Here is a 989-nt window from a genome sequence, read left to right as displayed (position 1 = left end):
CGCACGCGCGGGCCGCGGCGCCCAGGCGCCCCCGCCTGTCGCCCGAAGAGGATCCGATGAACGCTATCGCCCCGGCCGTCCGGTTCAACGGATCGGCCATCCCGCGCCTCGGCTCTCCGGAGCTGAAGGCCCTGCTCGCCGGGATCGCCCAAGGCGCATCCGAACGGGACGCCAAGCGCATCCTGCCGTTCGAGCAGGTGGATCTCGTCCGCCGCGCGCGGCTCGGCGCGCTCCGCGTGCCGAAGGACGAAGGCGGCGGCGGCGCCTCGCTGCGCGAGGTGTTCGCGACCGTCATAGCGCTCGGCGAGGCGGACCCGAACGTGGCGCAGATCCTGCGCAACCATTTCGGCTTCGTCGAGCGCTTCTGCCAGCCCGCGCCCGGGGGAGCGCATCGACGCTGGGCGCGGCTGGTCGCCGGCGGCGAGATCGTCGGCCTCGCGATGACGGAGCTCAACAACCGGAGCGTCGGCGGCGTCGACTTCGACACCAGGCTCAGCCCCAGCGGCGACGGCTATGTGCTGAACGGAACCAAGTATTTCAGCACCGGCACGCTGTTCGCCGACTACGTCACGGTGCGCGCGCAGGACCTCGCGGGCCGCTTCGTGACCGTGGTGATCCCGGTCGGCCGCGAGGGCGTGACGCGCCTCGACGACTGGGACGGCTTCGGGCAACGCCTCACGGGCACCGGAACCACGATCTTCGACAACGCGACCGTCGCCCGACACGAGGCGGTGTTCGACGACGAGAGCCGCGGCCTCGCCTACGACCGGCCCTATCACGGCTCCTTCCAGCAGCTGTTCCTCACCTCGATCGTCGCCGGGATCATCCGCTCCGCTGCCTCCGACGCCGCCGCGCTGGTGAAGCGCCGCGCCCGCTCCTTCTCCTTCGCGCCGGCCGAGAAGCCGGCCGACGACCCGATCCTGCAGCAGGCGGTCGGCGAGATCGCGAGCGCGGCCTTCGCGGCCGAGGCGGCGGTGCTCGCGGCGGCC

The 989-nt window shown here is 72.6% G+C and carries 1 protein-coding gene; it reads left to right on the top strand.

Annotated elements, in window-relative coordinates; genetic code table 11:
- Positions 1-56: 56 nt before the first annotated feature.
- The coding region (locus ACIKT0_RS18965) for an acyl-CoA dehydrogenase family protein (RefSeq protein WP_407106845.1) at positions 57-989 on the top strand (933 nt) is incomplete at its 3' end.

It is taken from the genome of Hansschlegelia beijingensis, from assembly GCF_045505405.1.
Classification (GTDB): Bacteria; Pseudomonadota; Alphaproteobacteria; order Rhizobiales; family Methylopilaceae; genus Methylopila; species Methylopila beijingensis_A.
Note: the sequence above shows the minus strand (reverse complement) of the source record. Positions and strands in the feature narration are given on the sequence as shown.